This window comes from Acidovorax sp. HMWF029 (genome assembly GCF_003060895.1).
In the GTDB taxonomy this organism is placed as follows: Bacteria; Pseudomonadota; Gammaproteobacteria; order Burkholderiales; family Burkholderiaceae_C; genus Acidovorax.
This window is the reverse complement of record NZ_QAIH01000003.1, coordinates 1-14,763: the sequence shown is the minus strand read 5'-3', so window position 1 is coordinate 14,763 and position 14,763 is coordinate 1. Positions and strand designations below refer to the sequence as shown.

The following is a 14,763-nucleotide window of genomic DNA, read 5'->3' as shown; positions in this document are numbered from 1 at the left end:
GTACGGGGTTGGGGGGGCGGGGAAGAGGGAGGCATGTGGTGGACAATGCGGGCCGTGACCCAAAGACCCGACAGTTTAACGACCACCCTGCACCAGCACATCGCCCAGGCCATTGCCGCCGAAGGGGGCTGGCTGGGTTTTGACCGCTTCATGGCGCTGGCCTTGTACACCCCCGGCCTGGGCTACTACGCCAACGACTCCACCAAGTTCGGCGCCATGCCCGAGTCCGGCAGCGACTTTGTGACCGCGCCCGAGATGACCCCCCTGTTCGGCCAGACGCTGGCCATGCAGGTGGGCCAGGCGCTGGAGCAAACCTCTACCTCCGAGGTGTGGGAGTTCGGTGCGGGCTCCGGCGCACTGGCGCTGCAGTTGCTCGATGCGCTGGGCGACCAGGTGCAGCGCTACACCATCGTCGATCTGTCGGGCAGCCTGCGCGCGCGCCAGCAGGCCAAGCTGGTTGCCCACGCGCATAAGCTGCGCTGGGTGGATGCGCTGCCCGACAAGTTCAGCGGCGTGGTGGTGGGCAACGAGGTGCTGGACGCCATGCCCGTGCAACTGCTCGCCCGCCATGGCGGCCAGCACGGCGGGGTATGGCACGAGCGCGGCGTGGTGGTGGCTGAGGATGGCCGCTTTGCCTGGGCCGACCGCCCCACCGACCTGCGCCCGCCTGTGGACATCGAGGGCCCGCAAGATTACCTGACCGAGATCCATGCCCAGGGCGAGGGCTTCATGCGCATGCTGGCCGACCGGCTCGCGCGTGGCGCGGCCTTCTTGTTGGACTATGGCTTTGGCGAAAGCGAGTACTACCACCCCCAGCGCCACATGGGCACCGTGATGTGCCACCAGGGCCACCTGGCCGATGGTGACCCGCTGGTCGCGGTAGGTTTGAAGGACATCACCGCCCACGTCAACTTCACCGCCATGGCGCTGGCAGCGCAGGATGCGGGCCTGAACGTACTGGGCTACACCACGCAGGCGCATTTCCTCATCAACTGCGGTTTGCTACCAAAAATGGAGCGTCTTCCGCAGGAGCAGCGCGCGACGGCAGCCAAATTGATCATGGAGCACGAAATGGGTGAGCTGTTCAAGGTGCTGGCTGTGGGTGCGGGAGAGGCGTGGGAGCCTGTGGGGTTTGTGCACGGGGATCGCTCGCACAGGCTGTGACCCAACAGGCACCATGTTCCGCTGGCTCCTCGTTATCTTCCTGGCCCTGATGCTGATCAGCTGGCTCACGCCGCTGCTGCGCCGCCTGGGCTTTGGGCGGTTGCCGGGCGACTTTCGGTTTCGCTGGCTGGGGCGCGACTGGGATGTGCCGCTGGCGTCCACCCTGTTGCTGAGCTTTGTGGTGAGCCTGCTGACCAAGCTGCTGTAGGGCGGGTGCCCCGCCCTTGAAACACTGCGCTGGGGCCGCCATGTGCGCAATCAGAGAACCTGCGAGTTGCCCATGACCGACGCTCTTCACATCGTCTGCCCCCATTGCCACACCACCAACCGCGTGCAGACCGCCCAGTTGGGCAGCGCGCCTGATTGCGGCAGCTGCCACCGCCCCCTGTTTGTGGGGGCCCCGCTGGAGCTGGATGCCACGGGCTTTGACAAGCACGTGGCGCGCAACCACATCCCGGTGCTGGTGGACTTCTGGGCGCCCTGGTGCGGGCCCTGCCGCCAGATGGCACCGGCGTTTGCCCAGGCCGCGCGTGAGCTGGAGCCGCGTGTGCGGCTGGCCAAGCTCAACACCGAAGACCACCAGGCCATTGCAGCGCGCTATGCGATCCGCAGCATTCCGACCATGATCCTGTTCCAGCAGGGGCGCGAGGTGGCGCGCATTTCGGGCGCGCTGGGGGCTGCGGACATCGTGCGCTGGGTGCGCACAGCGGCGGGTTGAAAAAGACAGGCGCCTCAACGAATTCCGAGTGCCCGGTCCACCGACACGTTGCCCGCGCCGCGCCCCACCAAGTACAGCATCAGCCCCGCCCATGACAGGTGCGTGGGCCAGGCATCGGGGTACACGAACACCTGAATGACCAGCGTCATGCCCAGCAAGGCCAGGGCCGACAGGCGCGTGAGCAGGCCCAGTACCAGAAGAACCGGGAACAGATGCTCTGCCACGGTAGCCATCTGCGCCGCCAGCTCGGGCGGCAGCAGGGGCAGCTTGTATTCCTCGCGGAACAGCAGGTAGGCGCTGTCAGACACCGTAAACCAGCCATCGACCTTGGTGCGTGCCGACAACCAGAAGATGCCTGCCACGGCCACGCGGTTGACCAGAGCCAGCAGGCTGTGCGGGGTGAGCCAGGCTCCTATATCGGCCAGGCGTGCCAGCAGCACGCGCGGGACTTTGGTGGGGGTGGTGGGGACATGGGCGGTGGTGGTCATCGGGGCTCCTCAGCCTGTGCGTGAAACGGTAGGGATCAGGGCTCCTGCGTCCAGCAGGCAGCCCATCAGGCCCGCAAGGTCTGCGGTGGGGTCTGTGTCCAGCGCATTGGTGGCGGCAGCTTCCAGCGTGAGGCCCTGGGCGCATGCGTCCAAAAAAGCCACCCCTGCGCGCGTCAGGGCGCGCCATGTCACTTCAGCGTGGGGCCGGGTGAGCAGGGCACCATCGCCACACCAGTCCAACGAGTCGGGCAGTGCCGGACCTTCGCGGTGGCTCTGCCACAGGGCGTAGGCGGGATGCGCGTCGCACCAGGCCCAGCGTGCGGCAGGGTGGGGGCGCAGTGGCACCAGGTGCAAGGTGTCGGGGGACTGTTGTGCCAGCCATTCTTGGCCGACAGCGATGGCGTCTGTCGCCAGATGGCATTCGGTCCAGCAGCGGTCCAGGCGCGCAACGGCCGGCAGGTAAGGGAGCTCGGCCGCAGGTTCAAAACCGGCCAGAAAGTCAGCAAACCCCGCGCCGTACTCCATCAGCAGTCCGTCAACCGGCGGCTGCGTGCGGGCATACACCGCCGCGGCGGCGCGGAACCATTCTTCGCCCACCAGCTGGCACACCGTGGGGTAGCTGGCCTGCAGGGCATCAATGCTGCCCTTGAGCACGGTGTTGCGGTACACGGCAAAGCCCGGTTGGGATTCCAGCGCAGAGAGCCACGGTGCTTGCGCGGCATGGCCGAGCAACGCTGCAGACAAGCCGTCCTGGAATGCACTCAGCTGCATGCTGCCTCCTCGGGCTGCGCCGCTGTGAGTGCGTTGTGGGCCTGTTCGCGTTCGGCCATCAGTTCGCCGAATGCAGGCAGTTGGTCGTCGCGTTCGATGAGGGTGGGCACGGGGCCTGTGCGCGCGATCACTTGCCTGTACAGCGCCCACACCGCCGGGGCGATGGCCGCATCGTGGCTGTCGATCAGCAAAGCGTCGCCATGCACCGGGTCGGCATGGTGGCCTGCCAGGTGGATCTCGGCAACGGCGTGCAGGGGAAAGGCATCGAGATAAGCCTGGGCGCTAAATCCCAGGTTGTTGGCGCTGATGTACACGTTGTTCACGTCCAGCAGCAGGGCGCAGCCGGTGCGCCGCACCAGCTCGGCCAAAAAATCGGCCTCATGCCAGTCGTGGCCGTCGAGGTGCAGGTAGTGCGTGGGGTTCTCGATGGCGATGGGGCGTTGCAGCGCATCCTGCGTACGGGCAATGTTGTCTGCAATGCGTTGCAAAGCGGCCTGCGTGCGCGGAAACGGCAGCAGGTCGGGCAGGTACTGCCCGCGCCAGCTGGACCAGGCCAGGTGCTCTGAAACGATCACAGGTTCCATGCGCCGCACCAACGCAGCAAGGCGGGCCAGGTGCGCGGCGTCGGGTGGTGCATCGGCCGCGAGCGACAGCGACACGCCGTGCAGTGCCACTGGGTGGTGTGCCCGGATCGCCTCCAGCCAGGCGATGCGGGGGCCACCGTCGGCGAGGTAGTTTTCGGGGTGCACCTCCCACCACAGGCCGGGGGCGCTGCTGTGCAGCGCATCGCCATAGTGCTGGGGCTTGAGGCCCAGGCCTGCGGTGAGAAGGTGCGGGGCCATGGGTCAGGCCTTGATGGGGGCCAGCGAGCCCATGCCCTTGGGCGTCTTGATGGTGGTGCAGGTGCCAGCGGGCACAAACTTCCAAGCGTTGCCCTGGTAGTCTGCCTTGGACGAGCCTGCACAGGTAGTGCCTGGGCCAGCAGCGCAATCGTTCTTTCCTGCCATCGAGACGCCGTAGCACTTCTCCATGGCGGGTTTGGCGGCCTCTGCGGGCTTGGTCTGGGCAATGGCAGTGCCAGATGCAAGGGCGGCAATAGCAAGGGCACCGATGCTGAGGGTACGGGTGGTCATGGGGAGGTTCTCCAGAAAGATGAGGGTTGAAACCGACCGGGGGCCGCGCGGTGGCTGCTCCAAACTGCCCGATCTGCGTTGTAATTCGCGCAGCCCCGAGGGCCGGTTACACCGCACTGATAAATATTTCTCCACTATTTATTTCGCACAGGATGTAACCCGCAGGCCCCTGGACCCGAATTCCCATCAGGGAGACACCATGGAGATAGAAGAACGGCTGCGCGGCTTGCTGCTGCAGGGGCTGGATGCTGACGCTGCCGCCTACCAGCGCTTTCTGAAAGAGCTGAGCGCCCACTTGCGCGCGTTTTTGCGCCGCCGCCTGGCGCAGCGGCCCGACGAGGTGGAGGACCTAGTGCAGGAGACGCTGCTGGCCGTGCACAACCAGCGCCATACCTACCGGCCTGAAATGCCGGTGACGGCCTGGGCGCACGCGATTGCGCGCTACAAGTTCATCGACTGGCTGCGCTCGCATGCCGCCAAAGAGGCGCACAACGACCCGCTGGACGATGCGGATGAGCTGTTTGCCAGCAGCGACAGCGAGGCCTTTGAGGCGCGGCGCGACCTGGGGCAGTTGCTGCAGACCCTGCCTGACAAGCAGCGCCTGCCCATTGAGTATGTGAAGCTGGAAGGAATGTCGGTGGTCGAGACGGCGCGCCTCACGGGGCTGTCGGAGTCGGCCGTCAAAGTGGGCGTGCACAGGGGGCTCAAGGCCCTGGCCGCCAGGATCAGGGATATGACTTACGCCCAAAAGGGGGCAGGTAAACCGCCGGGTGGCGCAGACCGGTCGTTGTTGCCCCCGGATGCGCGCAAAGCCCAGGAGAAATAGCATGAAGACCGATGAATTGATCCACCTGCTGGCTGCGGACGACCTGCCCGTGCAGCGCACTGCCATCGAGCAGCGGTTTGCCATAGCCACTGCCGCAGGCATTGCTGGTGCCGGGTTGCTGATGTTGGCCCTGTTCGGCCTGCGCCCCGGCTTGCTGGCGACCATGGCGCTGCCCATGTTCTGGGGCAAGCTGGTGTTTGCGGCGACCCTGGCTGCGGGCGGGCTGGCCCTGCTGCGCCGCATGGCCCGCCCGGGCATGCGGGCGGGTGGGGCTGTCTGGCTGCTGGCCGTGCCGCCGCTGGTGCTGTGGGCCATGGCGCTCACGGCACTGGCACAGGTGCCAGCGGTGGAGCGCATGCCGCTCATCCTGGGCAGCACCTGGCGCAGCTGCCCGTTCAATATCGCCGCACTGTCGGTGCCTGCGTTTGTGGCCGGGTTCTGGGCGCTGAAGGGGGCGGCACCCACGCGCCTGGCCTGGGCGGGTGCGGGGGCTGGTTTGCTGGCGGGCGCGCTGGGTGCCTTGGTGTATGCCTTGCATTGCCCCGAAATGGCTTCGCCGTTCCTCGCCGTGTGGTACGTCGCTGGCATGGCCATCCCGACGGCACTGGGCGCTGCCCTGGGGCCACGGCTGCTGCGTTGGTAAGCCCTGGTAGGGTGAGGGGGCAGGGGGGCCACCGCGCAGCCGCAGCATGTTCATGACCGCCATTTTCCAGTTCGGCCCCGCGGTGGCGCGCATGCCCGGCGTTCTGCTGGCGGCAGATGCCCTGCGCGGAGGCTGCCCGGTGGCTGGGCACCTGCGTTGACGTGCGGTGTTTTCCCCGCGCATCGTTGGGGGTTTTGACTGATTGGTATTGAAAATATACTATCTGGTCACTTTGCAACCAATGTGTATCGGAGTTCACTATGCGCCCTGCCGTGCTCGCACCTTCCCCTGCTGCGGTCCGTATCGCAGCCTTGTTGATGGCCACTGCTCTGGGGGCGGGACTGTCTTTTGGGGCGCGTGCCCAGGCTTTTGATGCGGTGCGTCTGTATGGCGCGGCGGCCGACCGCAACGGTGGCACCTTGGGTCTGGCGGTGGTGGCGGGCCACGCGTACATGGGGTCGGACGAGCGCCGCACGCGGGCCTATCCGGCCATTGACTACCGCTGGGCGAATGGCTGGTTTGCGGGCACTACCAACGGCGTGGGGTACAACTTCTCGCGCCAGCCGGGCGTGCAATACGGTGTGCGCCTGACGGCAGATTTCGGTCGCGACGAAAGCCGCTCGGCGGTGTTGCGTGGCCTGGGCGACGTCGATGCCCGCCCGGAGCTGGGTGCGTTTTACAACCTGCAGCCCACGGCACACACCTTTCTGACATCGTCGCTGCGCTACGGCGCAGGTCAGGGGCGTGATGGTCTGCTGATTGACGTGGGAGCGGGCCTGACCGCACCAGTGGCCCCGGCATGGCGCATGGGGGCGGGCGTGGCGGCCACCTGGGCCAATGCGGCCTACACGCAGTCGTACTTTGGGGTCGATGCCGCCCAGGCTGCCCGCAGTGGCCGCAGCGTCTATTCGGCCAGCGCCGGTGTTCGGGACGTGCGGGTGTCGGTATCGGCCACCTATGCGATCACGCAGCGCGCATCCGCCACGGCTGCGCTGTCTTACAGCCGCCTGATGGGCGATGCGGGCGGCAGCCCCATCGTGCGGGACCGTGCCGGTGTTAATGGCGTTTTGGCTGTGGTTTACGCGTTTTGACGGGTTGCCCGCCTGATCCTGGGTGATGGACCATTTTCAGGAAGGGCAGGCAGGGCCTGCTGAACCCTGTCACCGCGCTGGGTGCCCCGCGCACCGCGTGCGCCTTGTGCTGAGCGCGCTCAGCGCATGCGCGGATCACCCTTGCGTGCCGTGGTGGTGAAGCCACTGCGCCACAACTTCCACCCGCGCCTGGTGGATCAGTGCACCCACTTGCGGACCGGCGATGCCCTGTGCCGCTGCCTTTGCGGCAATGTCGCGGGTGGCCACTGACTGCACCACCGCCAGAACATGCGCCAGTCGCTGGCGCTGCGGATAGGCCGACTCTTCCAGCCCCAGCCGCCCACGCGCATCGCATTCGCAGGCCAGCAGGATCTCGGCAAAACGCGCGGGCTTGCGGATGGCGTCGCAGCGCTCCAGCAGGCGCACCAGCGCGGCAGCCGAAAAATCAGTGCTGCGGTGAACGTGTCCGTGTTCACGCGCCACCACATCAGCCGTCTCGCGGCAGTCTACCGGCACGCGCAGGCGCTCGGCCACATCCTTGAGCAGCTCGGCGCTGCGCTCCTCATGGCCGATGTGGCGCGGCAGCACGTCGGCGGGCGTGGTGCCCTTGCCCAGGTCGTGCGCCAGGCAGGCAAAGCGCACGGTGAGCGGGGCATTCAGCCGCGCGGCCATGTCCAGCACCATCATCAGGTGCACGCCCGTGTCCACCTCGGGGTGGTAGTCGGCCCGCTGGGGCACGCCCCACAGGCGCGCCACTTCGGGCAGCAGCACGGCCAGCGCGCCGCAATCGCGCAGCACCTCGAACATCCGCGAGGGCTTTTCTTCCATCAGTCCGCGCGCCAGCTCCTGCCATACGCGCTCGGGCACCAGGTGGTCCACCTCGCCGTGTTCCACCATCTCGCGCATCAGTTGCATGGTTTCGGGCGCCACCGTGAAGTCGGTGAAGCGTGCCGCAAACCGCGCCACGCGCAGGATGCGCACCGGGTCCTCGCGGAAAGCGTCTGTCACATGGCGCAGCACGCGCGCTTCAATGTCCTGGGCGCCGGAATATGGGTCAAAAATGCCCTCTGCGCGCGTCCCATCTGCATTTTCAGCTATCGCATTGATAGTAAGGTCGCGGCGCGAGAGGTCTTCCTCCAGCGTCACGTCGGGTGCGCTGTGCACCACAAACCCCCGGTAGCCACGCCCGCTCTTGCGCTCCGTGCGGGCCAGGGCATATTCCTCGCGCGTCTCGGGATGCAAGAACACCGGAAAGTCTCGGCCCACGGGCAGATAGCCCAGCGCCAGCATCTGCTCGGGCGTCGCGCCCACCACCACCCAGTCGTGGTCATTCACCGGCCTGCCCAGCAGCTTGTCGCGGACCGCGCCGCCCACCATGTAGATTTGCATCGGGCGAGTTTAGAACCTGCGCCGCGCCGTATATTCAACCCACCATGTCCCTCTCGTCCGACCTCACAAACCTCACGATTTCCCAGCTCAACCCCGACGGCAGCGTGCCTGTACCCACGGCGCCCGACGCCGCTGCCAATGCGGCTGCTGAAGCCTTGCAGCGTGAGGCGCAGTTCGAGGCGCTGAAGGCAAAGGTGGAGGGCCTGCAGGAGATCCTGGCCAAGCCGCTCAACGACATCCTGGCCGAACACGACAAGTTCAAGGAGGTGGCGGCCGCGTGGGATTCCTTCGGAGCGATGTGGATGCTGTCCCAGCGCGCCATGCGCCGCGTGGCGATGGATCTGGCGGCCACGCAGGGCATGAGCGAGGACGAGGTGGTGGCCCGCGCCATGGCCTACGCCAACCAGGTGCTCAATGTGGAAGACGAAGACCTGGGCGGCTCCGTCGCCCCCGCCCAGCTTGCGCACATCGCGCGGCACAAGGCGTTTTTGCGCAAGCAGTTTCGGTAAAGAAACTGCCCGTGCGCGGTGTCATTCACCCAAACACTGGCCTGAAGAAACTCCGCTCATAGCTCACGATGCAGTCCGTTTCCTCGGCATAGCGGAACGCCGCCTGGCATTCCGCATCCTGCATCGACGCTTCGCGGTAGCGCTCGTAGGCCGCGAGACTTTCGAACGTGAACAGCGCCAGCGCGATGTTGTTGGCGCCCTCGCTGGGCATGAAATAGCCATGGTGCTGGCCGCCGAATTTCTCGACCAGCGGGATCCACAGCTTGCCGTAGTGTTCGAACTCTTTCAGCTTGCGGGTGTTGAGCACGTAGCGCAGGTAGATGGTGACGGCCATGGGGGGCTCAGCCTTCCGTGTGGCGAAGGCGGTAAGGTTCTTCAAAGTCCAGAAAGTCCCTCTCGCCCAGGGCCTCGGCGATCCAGGTCTGCACGCCGGGCAGGGCGCGCACGCGGTCCACATAGGCCTTGATGGGGGCGGGCACGGGCAGGGCGTAGGTGTGCAGGCGCATGCACACGGGGGCAAAGTAGGCGTCGGCCACGCTGAACGGGCCAAACAGCATGGGGCCGCCGTGCTCCTGCAGCAGGGCGCTCCACATGTCCACCAGGCGCTGCACGTCGGCGCGCACGCCGGGCTTGTCGCGCCAGATCAAGGCGCCGGTGTCGGCCAGGTCGGCCTCGATGTTCATGGGGCAGTTGCTGCGCAGGGCGGTGAAGCCGCTGTGCATTTCGGCGCAGACGCTGCGGGCGCGCGCGCGGGCCTTGGCGTCCTGGGGCCAGAGCTGCTTGTCGGGCCAGGTTTCGGCCACGTATTCAGCGATGGCCAGGGTGTCCCACACCACCAGGCCGTTGTCATCGACCAGCACCGGCACCTTGCCAGTAGGGCTCACGGGGGCCATGACACGCTTGAACTCCGAGTCAGCCTCGAAGCTGTCGAAGCGCACGCGCACCTCCTCAAACGGGATGCCGGCCTGCTTGAGCAGCACCCAGGGGCGCATGGACCAGGACGAATAGTTCTTGTTGCCGATGTAGAGCTTGGGCATGGGGGCTCCTGAAAAAAAGAGGTCAGCCCGCCATGCTAGCGGCTGCGCGCCGCGCCAGCGATGCCAAAACGCGGCCTCAATGATGCGCGGCGCGCATCACCGGCATGCCAAGTGTTGGACAGTCTTGTCAGACCGGCCAGACCACGCCGTTGTCGTTCAGGATGGCATCCAGCGGCAGGTCGAACTCTTCGGGCTCGAAGTCGTCCAGGAAACCATTGGTGAAGCCCAGACCCACGGTGAACGGCTTGGGCTGCAGCGTGGCCAGCGTGCGGTCATAAAACCCGCCGCCGTAGCCCAGACGATAGCCCCCGGCCGCGTAGCCCACGCAGGGCACGAACAGCAGCGTGGGCACGATGACCTCGGTGTCTTTGGGCTTGGGGATGCCGTAGGCGTCTTCCTCCATGGGGCAGCCGGGGTACCAGGCGTGGAAGGTGAGGGTCTTGTGCTGCTTGTTGACCACGGGCAGGCCGATGCGGCGGCGCAGGGGCTCATCGAGCAGCTCGCCGTCTTCCTTCCAGCGATGCAGGGCAGGAAGGGGGTCGAACTCGCCCTTGATGGGCCAGTAAGCGCCGATCACGGTGTCGGGCCGGTTCACCAGCCAGATACGCATCACCTGCTGTAACAGGTCGGACCGCTGTAGGCGGTCGGGCAGATTGAGGCGTTCTTCTATCAATGCGCGCCGAAGGGCTGCTTTGTCCATCACATAATTCCCCCATGCAATTGTTTCGAATTCTGACACCGCTTGTCGCCAGTGCCCTGCTTGCCACGGCGGCCCCCCTTGTCCAGGCGCAAAGCAGCAAGGGTGACGACACCCTGCTGGAGATGCAGCAGGCCTTCCGCAAGGGCGACCGCAAGCGGCTGGAGCAACTGCTGCCCTCGGCCCGTGGCCATGCGCTGGAGCCCTGGGCCGCCTACTGGGAACTGCGGGTGCGCCTGGCCGAAGCCCAGCCCGCTGAAATCCAGTCCTTCATGCAGCGCTACGCGGGCAGCTACCAGGAAGACCGCATGCGCAACGACTGGCTGCTGCTGCTGGGCCAGCGCCGTGACTGGGGGCAGTTTGCCGAACAACACCCCAACTACCGCATGTCGGACGACCGCGAGGTGCGCTGCTATGCCCTGCTGATCGACCAGATCAAAGGCACGGCACCTGCCACGGTGGCCGAAGACGTGCGCAGCAACTGGTATGCGATCCGCGACGCCGATGATGGCTGTACCCATGCCGCGCGCGAGCTGCACGGCTACAAAAAGCTCTCTGCGCTGGACGTGTGGCGCAAGGCCCGCCTGGCAGCGGAGGCCAACCGCCCTCGCGTGGTGCGCAATGCCGTCGAGATCGTGGCGCCTGATGCGCTGCCCCAGCTCAAGGAAGTGCTCGATACGCCCAGCAAATACCTGATGGCCCGCGACGCCACGCGCAGCAAGGTTCGCCAGGAGCTGGTGCTGCTGGCGCTCATCCGCCTGGCCACCAGCGACCCCGACGGCGCTGCGCGCCTGATCGAGACGCGCTGGGGGGCGCACCTCACCTCCGAGGAGCGCAACTGGGCCTGGGGCGTGGTGGGCAAGGCCGCAGCGCAAAAGCTCTCGCGCGAGGCGGTGGAGTATTTCGACAACATCAGCCGCGACAAGGACCTCAACGACGACCTGCTGGGCTGGAAGGTGCGCGCAGCCTTGCGCGCCGGGCAGTGGAAGACTGTGGGCAAGGCCGTGGATGCCATGGGCCCCGAAGGCCGCCAGGACAGCACCTGGGTGTACTGGAAAGCGCGCTCGCTGCTCGCAGGCCGCGTGACGGACGCCGAGCGTGCCGAAGCGCGCCAGCTGCTCGAAGGCATTGCAAGCACACGCGGCTTCTACGAAATGCTGGCGCTGGAGGAGCTGGGCCAGCGCATCTCCACGCCGCCTGCACCTGCGCCGCTCACCGCCGAAGAAAAAGCGGGTGCCCGCGCCAACCCCGGCCTCAACCGCGCGCTGTACGCCATCCTGCTGGGCCTGCGCACCGAGGGCGTGCGCGAATGGAACTACACCACCAACCTGCACCAGAGCGGCGGCATGCCCGACCGCGAACTGCTGGCCGCCGCCGACTTCGCCTGCCAGCGCGAGGTGTGGGACCGCTGCATCAACACCAGCGAACGCACCAAGAGCGTGGTGGACGTCACCCAGCGCTTTCCCACCCCCTTCCGCAGCGCGGTGGTGGAGCGCGCCAACAGCATCGGCCTGGACCCCGCCTATGTCTATGGCCTGATCCGCCAGGAAAGCCGCTTCATCATGGATGCACGCTCGCATGTGGGCGCCTCTGGCCTCATGCAGGTCATGCCCGCCACCGCGCGCTGGACGGCCAAGAAGATCGGTTTGAACAATTTCACCGCCGACCAGATCAACGACCGCGACACCAACATCACCATCGGCACCGCCTACCTCAAGCTCGCGCTGGACGACTTTGCGGGCTCCATGCCCATGGCCGCCGCCGCCTACAACGCAGGCCCCGGCCGTCCGCGCAGCTGGCGCAACGGCCCCGTGCTGGACGCCGCCATCTGGGCCGAGAACGTGCCCTTTGCCGAAACCCGCGACTACGTGAAGAAAGTGCTGGCCAACACCACCAACTACGCCGCCATGCTCACCGGCCAGCCCCAGTCGCTCAAGGGGCGCCTGGGCACCATCGGCCCGCGCGATGCATCGGCGCCCGAGGTGAACAAGGACCTGCCCTGACGCACCATCCGCATCTGCCGCAGCACCCGCTGCGGCCGGTGCGAAGCGGGCGGACGAGTGTTTGCTATAAATAGAGTAGCTATCAGCGCATGATGGACGCGCGCAAAGCACCAATTTGATTCAAATTTTGGAGGGAGAGCCATGAAAAAGCTGTGTGGGGTGGCCCTGGCCGCCATGGTGTGCTGGGCGCTGGGCACTGCCCAGGCGCAGCCCGTGTACAAGTGGGTGGATGCCGAGGGCAAGACCCACTACGGATCACAACCCCCACCCTCCAAACAGGACGCCGAGCCGCTCAAGCTGCAAAGCAACAACGGCAGCACCAAGAGTGCATCGCCATCCACCAAGCCCGCCCAGCAGTACAACCCCGACGGCACCAAGAAGATCCCCAAGGACGTGGAGGAGTTTGGCCAGGGCATGAAGAAGGCGCTGGAAAAGGTGGACAGCAAACAGGTGCCACTGAACTGCGCCTCCGCCGTGGACAACATCCACTACCAGGCCGACCAGATGCTGGAAGTGGGCCAGAAAAACGTGCGCGACGGCTACATGGCCCAGGCCGAATACGACAAGACGGCCCCCAAGATCCGCGAGGCCCGGGGCAAATACAGCGTGTCAGACTGCCAGGCGTCGTCGGGCAACAAGAAGTCGTTCTACCAGTGCATGTCGAGCAGCAACAACCATGTGATGGGGTGCGACAAGCAGTACAAACATTGAGGTGGCGACCCGGGGCCGGGGACTGGAAACATGCACCGGCGCCTGTTTGCGGCCACGAGCGGACGTTGAGCTAGTGGCATGAACGGCATTCATCACAAGAAAGGGAGGCGTGCATGCGCAAGAGAACACACATCAGAGGGGTCATAATTCCGCTCGCGGCGAAATGGGCTGGCGTCCTTTTAGTTGCTTATCTTGGAGCGAAAATTACCGGGTTCGTGACGCAGGCCCGGGGCATCCCAAATCCATTGGCCGATGGCCCCTTTGCCCTTTACTCGCTGGGCTGGTACTTGAGCCAAATTGCGGCCGTGCTAGTCGGTGTAGGTGCCGGCGCACTATCTTCTTACTTTGCACCACAAGGAACCTGGAGGGCTCCCGCGATTCTGATTGGGTTGTATTTGCTGTTCGGGTTTGCCAGCGTTCCTGCTTCAAGTGGTTGGGTGCTGGGCTCGTATTTCGCTCTCGTCGGCGCCCTCAGTCTTTCAATTGGTGCTTTCGCATTCAAGTGGATTGAGAGTCCACGTACGCGTGATGTCGATTCTGAGCGCAACGCGTCAACCGCAAGTATCTAGTCGACCTCGCGATTGAATGTCGGCTTAGGAAAAATCCGAACGTCGACTTCGGGCCCAAAGCTGTCTCACCCCGGCCAAGCCAGTCACACGTTGTGCAGCACGTCCCCCTGCCGCACCGCCGCCCCCGACCGCACCAGGTCATCCACCAGGCTCAATAGCCACTCACCCTCGGGCTGATCACCGAAATGCCGCTGGTGCAGCATGCCGAAATACGGCGTGTCCTGTGCCCAGGCCGTGAGGTCGGCCATGGTGATCTGCTGCCACTCCAGCAGCTTGTACTTCAGCAGCACCTTGGCGGCATACAGCGCGTGTTTGCTGGGGTTGCGCACAAAACCATCCAGGCGGCGGCGGGCGCCGTCGATGGCGCGGGGGGCATCGGCAAACACGGGGCCGTGGCCGGGGATGACGACCTGGGGTGACAGTTTTTCGATCACATCCAGCGTGGCGGCGACCTCGGCAAACGCGTTGTCGCCCTCTAGCTCGGGGAACACCACGCCAAAGCCGTTTTCCCACAGCGCATCGGCCGAGATCAGCACGCGGCCCTTGGGCTCGAAAAGCACCACTGAATGTGGGTCGTGCCCCGGCGCGGCATGCACCTGCCAGGGCTTGTCGCCCAGCAGCACGCAAGAGCCCGGCACCAGCAGCGTGTCGGCCCGAAAGGGCGGGCATTCCTGGCCTGTGGGGGTGTAGCTCAGTGCGTAGGCGTCCCACTGGCGCACATGGTCGGCCTGGCCGGGCGGGATGGCGGTGAGCACGCTGGGCCAGGTCTTTTGCAGCGCGGCGTTGCCGCCGCAGTGGTCGCTGTGCAGGTGGGTGTTGAGCACACGGTCCAGCGCGCGGCCCGCCAATGCGCCGCGCACCAGCTCCACGGTCTGCTCGGCATGGCTGCAGTAGCCGGTGTCCACGATGGCCGTGTCGTGGTGGCCGATGAAGAGGATGTTATTGGCCGACAGCCAGCCGCGCTCCAGCACGGTGATTTCGGGGGGGAGCAGGTCGTGGGGGGCGGAACTGGGC

General features: G+C 65.9%; 19 protein-coding genes. 10 read left to right on the top strand and 9 right to left on the bottom strand.

The window, feature by feature from the left end; translation table 11 throughout:
- The first annotated feature begins 45 nt into the window (after positions 1-45).
- From DBR12_RS00290 to trxC, 3 genes are all read left to right on the top strand, one after another.
- Positions 46-1,164: a class I SAM-dependent methyltransferase gene (locus DBR12_RS00290; RefSeq protein ID WP_108615420.1), complete on the top strand. Its 1,119-nt coding sequence runs from the start codon at positions 46-48 to the stop codon at positions 1,162-1,164.
- A gap of 13 nt (positions 1,165-1,177) precedes the next feature.
- Positions 1,178-1,372 carry a DUF2905 domain-containing protein gene (locus DBR12_RS00285; protein ID WP_108615419.1) on the top strand — a complete coding sequence of 65 codons (195 nt, stop codon included), beginning with the start codon at positions 1,178-1,180 and terminating at the stop codon, positions 1,370-1,372.
- A gap of 72 nt (positions 1,373-1,444) precedes the next feature.
- Positions 1,445-1,882, top strand: a complete 438-nt coding sequence (gene trxC, locus DBR12_RS00280) for a thioredoxin TrxC (protein ID WP_108615418.1) — start codon at positions 1,445-1,447, stop codon at positions 1,880-1,882.
- Positions 1,883-1,896: 14 nt separating this feature from the next.
- Here the strand turns inward: trxC and DBR12_RS00275 are convergent, their stop codons facing one another.
- Genes DBR12_RS00275 through DBR12_RS00260 form a run of 4 tightly spaced genes read right to left on the bottom strand, consistent with a single transcriptional unit; the run spans position 1,897 to position 4,274 of the window.
- Positions 1,897-2,370 (bottom strand): DoxX family protein, encoded by a 474-nt coding sequence (locus DBR12_RS00275; protein ID WP_108615417.1) that lies wholly within the window; start codon positions 2,368-2,370, stop codon positions 1,897-1,899.
- Between the two features lie 9 nt (positions 2,371-2,379).
- Positions 2,380-3,141, bottom strand: coding sequence for a DNA-binding domain-containing protein (locus tag DBR12_RS00270; protein WP_108615416.1), 762 nt, complete (start codon positions 3,139-3,141; stop codon positions 2,380-2,382).
- Positions 3,132-3,983: a DUF692 domain-containing protein gene (locus tag DBR12_RS00265; RefSeq protein ID WP_108615415.1), complete on the bottom strand. Its 852-nt coding sequence runs from the start codon at positions 3,981-3,983 to the stop codon at positions 3,132-3,134. Before DBR12_RS00265 ends, DBR12_RS00270 begins: the two co-directional genes overlap by 10 nt.
- A gap of 3 nt (positions 3,984-3,986) precedes the next feature.
- Positions 3,987-4,274 carry a DUF2282 domain-containing protein gene (locus DBR12_RS00260; protein WP_108615414.1) on the bottom strand — a complete coding sequence of 96 codons (288 nt, stop codon included), beginning with the start codon at positions 4,272-4,274 and terminating at the stop codon, positions 3,987-3,989.
- 199 nt (positions 4,275-4,473) lie between these two features.
- Between DBR12_RS00260 and DBR12_RS00255 the strand changes: the two genes are divergently transcribed.
- The 3 genes from DBR12_RS00255 (at position 4,474) to DBR12_RS00245 (ending at position 6,834) form a co-directional block, all read left to right on the top strand.
- The gene (locus tag DBR12_RS00255; protein ID WP_108615413.1) at positions 4,474-5,100 is read left to right on the top strand and encodes a sigma-70 family RNA polymerase sigma factor; all 627 of its coding nucleotides are present in this window, start codon (positions 4,474-4,476) and stop codon (positions 5,098-5,100) included.
- A 1-nt stretch (position 5,101) separates the two neighbouring features.
- Positions 5,102-5,743, top strand: a complete 642-nt coding sequence (locus DBR12_RS00250) for an NrsF family protein (RefSeq protein ID WP_108615412.1) — start codon at positions 5,102-5,104, stop codon at positions 5,741-5,743.
- 272 nt (positions 5,744-6,015) lie between these two features.
- A complete protein-coding gene (locus tag DBR12_RS00245) occupies positions 6,016-6,834 on the top strand; it encodes a MipA/OmpV family protein (RefSeq protein ID WP_158274951.1) in 819 nt (272 codons plus the stop codon).
- 135 nt (positions 6,835-6,969) lie between these two features.
- Here DBR12_RS00245 and DBR12_RS00240 read toward each other — a convergent pair whose 3' ends face one another.
- On the bottom strand, positions 6,970-8,223 hold the full coding sequence (locus tag DBR12_RS00240; RefSeq protein ID WP_108615410.1) for a multifunctional CCA addition/repair protein: 1,254 nt from the start codon (positions 8,221-8,223) through the stop codon (positions 6,970-6,972).
- Between the two features lie 44 nt (positions 8,224-8,267).
- Here DBR12_RS00240 and DBR12_RS00235 point away from each other — a divergent pair, with 44 nt between their 5' ends.
- Complete coding sequence (locus DBR12_RS00235; protein WP_108615409.1) at positions 8,268-8,732, top strand: hypothetical protein; 465 nt, start codon at positions 8,268-8,270, stop codon at positions 8,730-8,732.
- 25 nt (positions 8,733-8,757) lie between these two features.
- Here DBR12_RS00235 and DBR12_RS00230 read toward each other — a convergent pair whose 3' ends face one another.
- The 3 genes from DBR12_RS00230 to DBR12_RS00220 form a co-directional block, all read right to left on the bottom strand.
- Positions 8,758-9,066, bottom strand: a complete 309-nt coding sequence (locus DBR12_RS00230) for an NIPSNAP family protein (protein ID WP_108615408.1) — start codon at positions 9,064-9,066, stop codon at positions 8,758-8,760.
- Between the two features lie 7 nt (positions 9,067-9,073).
- Entirely contained in the window at positions 9,074-9,769 is a 696-nt protein-coding gene (locus tag DBR12_RS00225) for a glutathione S-transferase family protein (protein WP_108615407.1), read from the bottom strand.
- A 127-nt stretch (positions 9,770-9,896) separates the two neighbouring features.
- Entirely contained in the window at positions 9,897-10,469 is a 573-nt protein-coding gene (locus DBR12_RS00220; RefSeq protein ID WP_108615406.1) for a 5-formyltetrahydrofolate cyclo-ligase, read from the bottom strand.
- Positions 10,470-10,483: 14 nt separating this feature from the next.
- On the opposite strand from DBR12_RS00220, the gene DBR12_RS00215 reads away from it, so the two are divergent.
- The 3 genes from DBR12_RS00215 to DBR12_RS21895 all read left to right on the top strand — a co-directional run bounded on the left by DBR12_RS00215 (position 10,484) and on the right by DBR12_RS21895 (position 13,749).
- Positions 10,484-12,469 carry a lytic transglycosylase domain-containing protein gene (locus DBR12_RS00215; RefSeq protein WP_108615405.1) on the top strand — a complete coding sequence of 662 codons (1,986 nt, stop codon included), beginning with the start codon at positions 10,484-10,486 and terminating at the stop codon, positions 12,467-12,469.
- 141 nt (positions 12,470-12,610) lie between these two features.
- Entirely contained in the window at positions 12,611-13,180 is a 570-nt protein-coding gene (locus DBR12_RS00210) for a DUF4124 domain-containing protein (protein ID WP_108615404.1), read from the top strand.
- Between the two features lie 113 nt (positions 13,181-13,293).
- Positions 13,294-13,749, top strand: coding sequence for a hypothetical protein (locus DBR12_RS21895; protein ID WP_146185432.1), 456 nt, complete (start codon positions 13,294-13,296; stop codon positions 13,747-13,749).
- An 83-nt stretch (positions 13,750-13,832) separates the two neighbouring features.
- On the opposite strand, the gene DBR12_RS00205 is transcribed toward DBR12_RS21895, so the two are convergent.
- Positions 13,833-14,763: MBL fold metallo-hydrolase (locus DBR12_RS00205; RefSeq protein ID WP_369861252.1), on the bottom strand; the 931-nt coding region annotated here is incomplete at its 5' end.